Source organism: uncultured Brachyspira sp., from assembly GCF_944390595.1.
Taxonomy (GTDB): domain Bacteria; phylum Spirochaetota; class Brachyspiria; order Brachyspirales; family Brachyspiraceae; genus Brachyspira.
Map to the genome: position 1 here is coordinate 1 of NZ_CALXRN010000060.1, position 8,123 is coordinate 8,123.

Here is an 8,123-nt window from a genome sequence, read left to right on the forward strand (position 1 = left end):
ATCCTACTTCTGAACAATTAGCAGATATTGCTGAGTCTACTGCTGAATCTTATAAAATTATGACAGGAATTGAACCTAAAGTTGCTTTGCTTTCTTTCTCTACTAAAGGTTCTGCTAAGCATGAAAGTGTTGATAAAGTTATAGAAGCTAAAAAAATATTAGATTCCCGCAATGTTAATTTTGACTATGATGGTGAAATGCAATTTGATGCTGCCATAGTAGAAAAAGTTGGTGCACAAAAAGCTCCTGGTTCTCCTATTAAAGGAAATGCTAATGTACTTATATTCCCAGAATTAAATGCTGGAAATATAGGATATAAAATAGCTCAGAGAGTTGGAAAATGTACAGCTATAGGTCCTATGCTTCAAGGTATAGCTAAACCTGCTAATGACCTTTCAAGAGGATGTTCTGCTCAGGATATTGCTGATTTAGCTGTTTTAACTTCATTACAAGCTTAATAATTTATAAAAAAAATAGGCTGTCAATTTAATGACAGCCTATTTTTTTATATTCTTTTTAATTAATTAATCTACACTGTATTCTGCTTCACTATCTCCGCTTATAACAAATCTGTAAGGATTAGTCGGCAATATTTTTATTAAATAGTTATACAATAATGTTGAGCTTTGAAGTACATTATTGTTGGTATTGTAATAGAAATATTTCGGATAGTCTAAAACATAATTATAATACGGATTAGCTTTAGAACTTACTAATTCTCCTATTTTGTTATTTACTTTCCATAAGAAATATACTGATTTATCTGTAAAATAGTTAGTTTTGGCATTATTTAATACATAAGAGAAGAAATCTGATGCTTTTAAATAGTCATAATTTTTATAACAATTCATAGCTGATCTGTAATTTTCAAATATATCTTCTATATCTTTTACATTATTAGTCATATATCTGGCATAGCTCCATCCAACTATAGGACCATAGTATGTATCATATCTTACCAATGCCCAATCTTCATTCTCTCTAGTTTTAGGATTATATACATTTGTTCTATTTAATATGCTTACAAAATCATAATTGTATAATCTGTAAAGTTCTTTTTCTCCGCTGCTTATTGCCGGTATCCTATCTCTAATAATAACACCATTACCTATAACGTAATTAGGTTCATCATATTTAGCTTTTATATCATTTATTCTGTTTCTAACAATTTTTATTATTTCATCGTAGTTTTTCTTTTCTTCCGGCGTTAAGTCAAATTGCCAAGTATCTGGAAAATATGATTTATTATTCAATATATTTTCTTGAAGTATGCTTGTTCTGTATCTGTCTGAGAATCTTTTTAAATAACTCACATTCGTTATAAATTTATACTTATCGTTTACTGTTTCTATATTGCTGAATCTATGTCTTATGCTAAAGTAATATGCAAAATCTTTAAGAGGAAAAGCACTTTCTTCATCCTGAAGTATTCTGTCGAATGTATATCCATTAAAAGAATATTGTCCATCTTTTACTATAATTCCAAGCTGACGGTATATATTAGTTAGAGAATTTTTTACATTTGTAACAGCATCATCATTATTTTCTTCACCTTCAACTATGCCTTCTGATATTAATTGTGTATAAAATTTTTCTATGTAAAGAGGGTCATTTTCAACCATATATATTAATGCCTGACCCAATAAATATGAAGCCTCGCTTTCATAATAGCTTGACGGATAAGTAAATAAAAATCTTGCTAATGTTTCAAAACCTTCTTTATAATTTGAAGACAATATTTGATTTCTTCCTGTAATGAATGCTGTTAATTCATTATATGGAGATTGAGCATTTTCTTCTTCTGTTTTAGGTAAATTTTTTAAAAAATCACTTAAAGAACCGTAATCTTCTGTTTTTTCTATAGTTTTTAACTTTTGATACTCATCTATAGAATCTGCAACCTTACATGATTGTAATAATATTATAAATAATACTGAAATAATAGTGCTTAGCCAAATCCTTTTCATTCACTTATACCTTTATAGTTTTTTACATTTATTTTCTTTATAAAACTGTTTAAAATAGATTTAGAAAAATTATTATCACATTTACTCAACATTTCATTTACCAAATCTTCACATTCTTTTATGCTTAAACTTCTGATAATATTTTTTATTTTAGCTATTGATGTAACTGACATTGATAATTCTCTTATTCCCAATCCCAATAATATAGGAGTATATAATCCTACGCTTCCCATTTCACCGCATAATGTTATAGTTTTATTTGCTTTATTGGCAGTTTCTATTACATTTTTTAGAACTCTTAAAACAGATATATCTATAGGATTATAAAGATAGCTCAATTTTTCATTTGTTCTATCACATGCCATCATATATTGTACTAAATCATTTGAGCCTATTGATAAAAAGTCAGCCTCTTTTACCAATAAATCTATTATAGTAGCTGCTGACGGAGTTTCTATTAATACTCCTATTTTTATATTATCATTAAATTCTTTGTTTTCTTTTTTTAATTCATGTTTTATATCTTCTATAAATTTTTTAGTTTCTAAAAATTCTTCCAAAGTGCTTATCATTGGAATCATTATTTCTATATTTCCATAATGCGATGCTCTAAGCAATGCTTTTATTTGATCTTTAAATACTTGTCTATTGGATAAACAAAATCTTATAGCACGCCAGCCCAAAAATGGATTATCTTCTTTAAAATCCAATCCTAAAGCAGGCATCATTTTATCTCCGCCTATATCTAAAGTTCTTATTATTACTCTGCCTGTCATTTTAGATGCTATTCTTTTATATACACTAAATTGTAATTCTTCCGTAGGCAAAGTGGCTGCATTATCTTCTTCTGAGAATATATATAAAAATTCTGTTCTGTATAATCCGATTGAATTTATACCATGTTTTAGTATGTTTTCTGTTTCTTCCGGTATATCTATATTAGCATGTATTTTTATTTCTATATTATCTTTTGTTATTGCAGGTTCTTTTGCATCTATTATAGATTGTTCTTTGAATTGTTTTATATTTTCTGACAGTATCGTATAATTTTTTATATCCTTTTCGCTAGGATTCATTATTACGATATTGCTTCTGCAGTCTATTATTATTTTTCTTCCGTTTTTTATTTTGCTTGATATATCTGCTATATTAAAGATAGTAGTTATACCGAATGATTTTGCAAGTATTGCAGCATGCGAAGTATAGCCTCCGCTTTCTACTATAAATCCATTAACTCCTATACTGTTAAATTTTAAAACATCGCTTGGAGTTAAAGTTTTTGCTATTACTATGCTGTTTTTTGGAACTTGAGAATAATCTCCGGAATTAGGCTGTATTAAATTCCTTATTAATCTTGACTTTATATCTATAATATCGCTTGTTCTCTCTGATAGCATTTTATTATTTATTTTTGATAATTTATCTAAATATCCGGATATTATTGTATCATATACATATTCTACATTAAATAATTTTAATTTAATTTCATCTTTAACTTGTCTTATAATAACATTATCTTCAAGCATCAATATATGCATAGCTAATATATTTTTTATATTATTATCTACATGCTTTTGAAGTTCTTCTATTTCTGATTTAGATTTTTTTATGGCTTCATCAAACCTTTTATATTCATCTTCTATATCATCTTCTTCTATTTTATATACAGGTGTACTTAATGATGCAGTATATAAAAAGGAGTTCCCTATTGAAACATCGTCGCCAACTCCATTTCCATTCAGTATCGTTCTTTTATCCGGCATGAACTCTCCGATATTATGTTAATATAATTATGTTAATTATATTATAAATATAAAATATTTTCAATAGTAAATTTATTGTAAATAGTATTATTTTTCATTAATGATATTGATATTTAAATAATTGTTTTTGAAAAGATTATAATTTTAAATACTATATTTTTTTATTATAATTAAGAGAATATATTAATTTATTTTTATTATTGCTAGCGATAAACTCACTAAAAATCAGGTGATAACTTCCTTTGTCAGTTATCACCTGCTCGTTTATCGCTTTAAAATTATTTTTATATTTTATTTATTTCATATTTTCTAAAATTTATATTATTGCTAGCGATAAACTCGCTAAAAAAATAGCTGATAACTTATTATTGTTATTCTCGTCTACGCCTACAATAAGCTAGTGAGTAAACTCACTAGCTGGCTTCGACTCGCTTTTTTATAGTATTACTTCATGTTTTCAAGCATTTATATTATTGCTAGCGATAAACTCGCTAAAAATCAGGTGATAACTTCCTTTGTCAGTTATCACCTGCTCGTTTATCGCTTTAAAATTATCTTTATATTTTATTTATTTCATATTTTCTAACATTTCTACTACTATTTTCATTGAGTTTTGGGCAGATTTTACTACGAATTTTGGGAAGTCTACTACTGCATCGCTGTCAGCTTTATCTGATAATGAACGTATAACAACAAAAGGAACTTTATACATTAAGGCAGCATGAGCAACAGCAGCACCTTCCATCTCTATAGCACCTGCTTTAAATTTATTATGTATTTGCTTAACTTTATTATTATCGCCTACAAATTGATCTCCTGTAGCTATTGTATCAACATATACTTTATTATCAGTAATAACTTTTTGTGCTGATTCTTTTGCTAATTGTATTAAAGAATTATCAGCAGGATAATAATTTTTATCATAACCTTTAACTAATATAGTAAGCTCATCTCCATCTAAAGCACTTGTATCAAAGTCATGTTCTATTAAATCCTTTGAAATAACTATATCGGATATATCATAATCAGGATTTCCAGAACCGGCAACTCCTGTAAATATTATTTTTTCAACATTAAATCTTTCTATTGCAATAGTTGTGGCAATTGCAGCATTAACTTTACCTATGCCGGATTTTAATAATACTATGTTTTTACCGCATAATGTACCTTTATAGTAAATGATGTTAGCTATTTCAATTTCTTCTATATTTTCTATCATACCTTTAAAATTAGTAATTTCAGAATCCATAGCACCTATTATAGCAATTCTTTTAACTTCAGACATAAAATAATCTCCTTAAAATAATGAAAATATATTAATATCAATTATTATATATTAAAAGCTGATTTTTATAAACTTATTATTTAAGTTTTTTGTTTTATATCTTTATATAAAAAATATAAGATTTAATTAATTGAATTTATGATATATTATAACTAAATAATAGAAGTTAGAATTGCGTTAAAGTTTTATTTAAAGAGCATTGTTTATGAATATAAAAAAACAGATTAATTGCGATGTATTAATCGTTGGTGCTGGAATAGCAGGGCTTACTGCAGCAGAAATGGCTATTAATGTTTTTAAAAATGTATGCCTTGCTACTACAGGAAAACTTTGCAGCGGAGCTTCTTATTTTCCATTGAAGGCTACATTGGGAATACAAGTAACTAAAGATGATAAGGATTATGATAAATATTATGAAGATATTATTAATATGGGAAAAGGTGTTGAAAATCCAGAATTAATAAAGACTTATATTGCTAATATTAAAAAAGATATTTATTTATTAAAAAAAATCGGATTTAAACCTTGGCTTAGAAATGATTCAAGACCCGCATGTTTTGCTAAATATTCAAGAAATATTTTTTTGATTAATAATTGGAATGAAGCAAGAGAAAGAGCAAAAAAGATATTTAAAAAAAATAAAAGATTAAAAATATTTGAAGATAGTGTTTTAATAAGAATAATTAAAAATAATAATAGAGTTATTGGAGCTGTATTTCAAAATAAAGATAAATTCTTTTTTGTAAAGTCAAAGGCTGTAATTTTAGCTACAGGCGGAATTGCTGGAAATTACAAAAATAGTTTATATCCTAAAAATATTAATGGTGTAGGTAATGTTGCTGCATTAGATGCAGGAGCAATAGCACAGAATATGGAGTTTATACAATTTATACCTGCATATTTGAAGCCTAAATATAATGTGTTATTTGGAGAGCATACATTAAAATATTGTATAGGAATGTATGATGTAAATGATAAATTAATTTTAGATGGTATAAATAATGAAGAGATTAAAAAATTATTGATAGAAAGAAGTGCTTATGCTCCTTTCAGTAATGATTTTGAAAGTAAAGAAATAGATTTGAAAGTACCTTTTGATGGAGTAAAATTAAAATATTCTGAAGATTTATACAAAGATAAGGAAGAGTTCTACACAGTATATTTGAATTGGCTTAAAAAAGAAATGAATATTGATTTATTAAAAGATGAAACTGTTATTACTCATTTTGCTCATAGCTGTAACGGCGGAATAAAAATAGACAGTAATGCTTTTACTGGTGTTAATGGATTATATGCTGTAGGTGAATTATCGTCTGCCATAGAAGGAGCTAATAGGCTTGGGGGCAATTCTGTAGGCGGGGCTTTGGTATTTGGAAATAATGCAGTTAAGAGTGCGTATAAATATATTAGAAAAAATAACTTTGATGATTTTGATAGTATAAAATTAAATTATGCAGAAAAAGAATTTAATAATTGGGTTAATGATATTTCAAAAGATGACAAAGAAAATAATATAAGTAAAAATCAAGTATTAGAAGATATAAGAAATCTAATGAGTGAAAATTTATCTGTTGTAAGGAGCAGAGATAAAATACAAAAAGTATTAAATAAACTTGAAGATATTAGAAATAATTACAGCATAAAAGAGAATATTAAAGAAGGTTCTATTGAAATTTATCTTATAATAGAAAGTATTAAAATATTAGCTTTAAGTATGCTTGAGAGAGAAGAGAGCAGAGGAGCACATTATAGGGAAGATTGTAAATGTTCATCGGATAACGTGTATAAATTGCAGGTAACACGTGAGAACAATAAAATTATAATAACAAGAAAATATATTAATAATTAATTTTAAATATAAGCGGAGCTATAAGCCGTATTCTGTCATTTAAGGTAAACATTTATCTAGTTACTGCATCGCTGCAGTACTCAAGCGAGCTACCTGAAACATCGAAAAGGGCAATCTGATATCGTTTCTGTTTGCTCTTGCCTCTCATGGGGTTTACACTGCCATTCATGTCGCCACGAATGCGGTATGCTCTTACCATGCCTTTTCACCCTTACCAAATTGGCGGTATATTTTCTGCTGCACTTTCCATAGGCTTTCGCCTTCAAGCCGTTAGCTTGCATGACGCCCTTTAGAGGTACGGACTTTCCTCAGTATTAGTTACTTAAATACCGCGTTTACCCGCTCCGCATGTCGATTACTCTATTATAGAAATTATAAAATGTCAATCATTAATTTTTATTTAATTAAAAAAATCAACACTGCATGGCAAATATAAATAAGTTATAATTCACAATATTATTAATATTAAAAATACTTTCCTAATCGTGCATTTAGTTAATTATAAATCTAATCAAAGCTTGGGCGGGCATGCTTTTTTATTTGAAGCAGTAATGAAATAAAGATTAAAATTTAAAACAAAATAATAAAGATATAGGGCTGGGTGTGTAAATAATTTTTTAAATATTAAATTAATTGATTTTTTTATTCTTGTTTATTATACTCAATATATGAATACAGAAATTATTGAAAACACATTATTAATCTTAATAAATGAATTCAAAAAATATGAAGAAGAAAAATATAACGCTGTAAGCAATACTATATATTCTATTCATAAATCATTTTTAGATGAAGAAAAATTACAAACAAATAGATTAAATGAAATCTTCTCTAAAATTAAAATAATAATAGAAGAAGTAAAAAATGAAATGAAAAAATTTCCTCATCAATTTTGTATATTTGATGCAATAAATTTACAAAGACATGAGAATTATAATAGTAATTTACTTGCCGAGTTTCTTAAAATAAATATAGAGAATGAAGCTACTAAATTAAGTTTTGTTAAAGATTTTCTAATTTATTTAAATGATAAATTTAAATGGGGTTATTATGGGTTTAATAGTATTGAAGAATTAAAAAAAATAAATCATTCAGATATAAGAATAAAAAGAGAAGAATATGCAGACGGCATAAGAATAGATTTATTTATATCTTATAAAAAAGACTTTGCAATTATAATAGAAAATAAAATATACGCTGGAGAGCAAGATAATCAATTAGATGATTATTATCAGAATAAGAAAAAAGATAATTATAAA

6 protein-coding genes and 1 other RNA gene are annotated in these 8,123 nt (G+C 26.6%); 3 read left to right on the forward strand and 4 right to left on the reverse strand.

Annotation, left to right across the window (positions count from 1 at the left end):
* Positions 1-458, forward strand: a 458-nt coding sequence (locus Q0J90_RS03195; protein ID WP_297276535.1) for a phosphate acyltransferase, incomplete at its 5' end; no start/stop codon positions are given.
* A 66-nt stretch (positions 459-524) separates the two neighbouring features.
* Here Q0J90_RS03195 and Q0J90_RS03200 read toward each other — a convergent pair.
* The 3 genes from Q0J90_RS03200 to Q0J90_RS03210 form a co-directional block, all read right to left on the reverse strand.
* Positions 525-1,967, reverse strand: coding sequence for a hypothetical protein (locus Q0J90_RS03200; RefSeq protein ID WP_297276536.1), 1,443 nt, complete (start codon positions 1,965-1,967; stop codon positions 525-527).
* Positions 1,964-3,730: a phosphoenolpyruvate--protein phosphotransferase gene (ptsP, locus tag Q0J90_RS03205; protein WP_297276537.1), complete on the reverse strand. Its 1,767-nt coding sequence runs from the start codon at positions 3,728-3,730 to the stop codon at positions 1,964-1,966. Before ptsP ends, Q0J90_RS03200 begins: the two co-directional genes overlap by 4 nt.
* 568 nt (positions 3,731-4,298) lie before the next feature.
* The gene (locus Q0J90_RS03210; protein ID WP_297276538.1) at positions 4,299-5,015 is read right to left on the reverse strand and encodes a 5'-methylthioadenosine/adenosylhomocysteine nucleosidase; all 717 of its coding nucleotides are present in this window, start codon (positions 5,013-5,015) and stop codon (positions 4,299-4,301) included.
* A 205-nt stretch (positions 5,016-5,220) separates the two neighbouring features.
* On the opposite strand from Q0J90_RS03210, the gene Q0J90_RS03215 reads away from it, so the two are divergent.
* Complete coding sequence (locus tag Q0J90_RS03215; RefSeq protein WP_297276539.1) at positions 5,221-6,864, forward strand: FAD-binding protein; 1,644 nt, start codon at positions 5,221-5,223, stop codon at positions 6,862-6,864.
* A gap of 5 nt (positions 6,865-6,869) precedes the next feature.
* On the opposite strand, the gene rnpB is transcribed toward Q0J90_RS03215, so the two are convergent.
* Positions 6,870-7,215: RNase P RNA component class A (gene rnpB, locus Q0J90_RS03220), an RNA gene on the reverse strand.
* 317 nt (positions 7,216-7,532) lie between these two features.
* Between rnpB and Q0J90_RS03225 the strand changes: the two genes are divergently transcribed.
* Positions 7,533-8,123, forward strand: a 591-nt coding sequence (locus Q0J90_RS03225) for a PD-(D/E)XK nuclease family protein (RefSeq protein WP_297276540.1), incomplete at its 3' end; no start/stop codon positions are given.

Excerpts from the sequence above, each read along its gene's own strand:
- Q0J90_RS03200 (WP_297276536.1), bottom strand. The coding sequence starts at position 1,967 with ATGAAAAGGATTTGGCTAAGCACTATTATTTCAGTATTATTTATAATA.
- ptsP (WP_297276537.1), bottom strand. The coding sequence starts at position 3,730 with ATGCCGGATAAAAGAACGATACTGAATGGAAATGGAGTTGGCGACGAT.
- Q0J90_RS03210 (WP_297276538.1), bottom strand. The coding sequence starts at position 5,015 with ATGTCTGAAGTTAAAAGAATTGCTATAATAGGTGCTATGGATTCTGAA.
- Q0J90_RS03215 (WP_297276539.1), top strand. The coding sequence starts at position 5,221 with ATGAATATAAAAAAACAGATTAATTGCGATGTATTAATCGTTGGTGCT.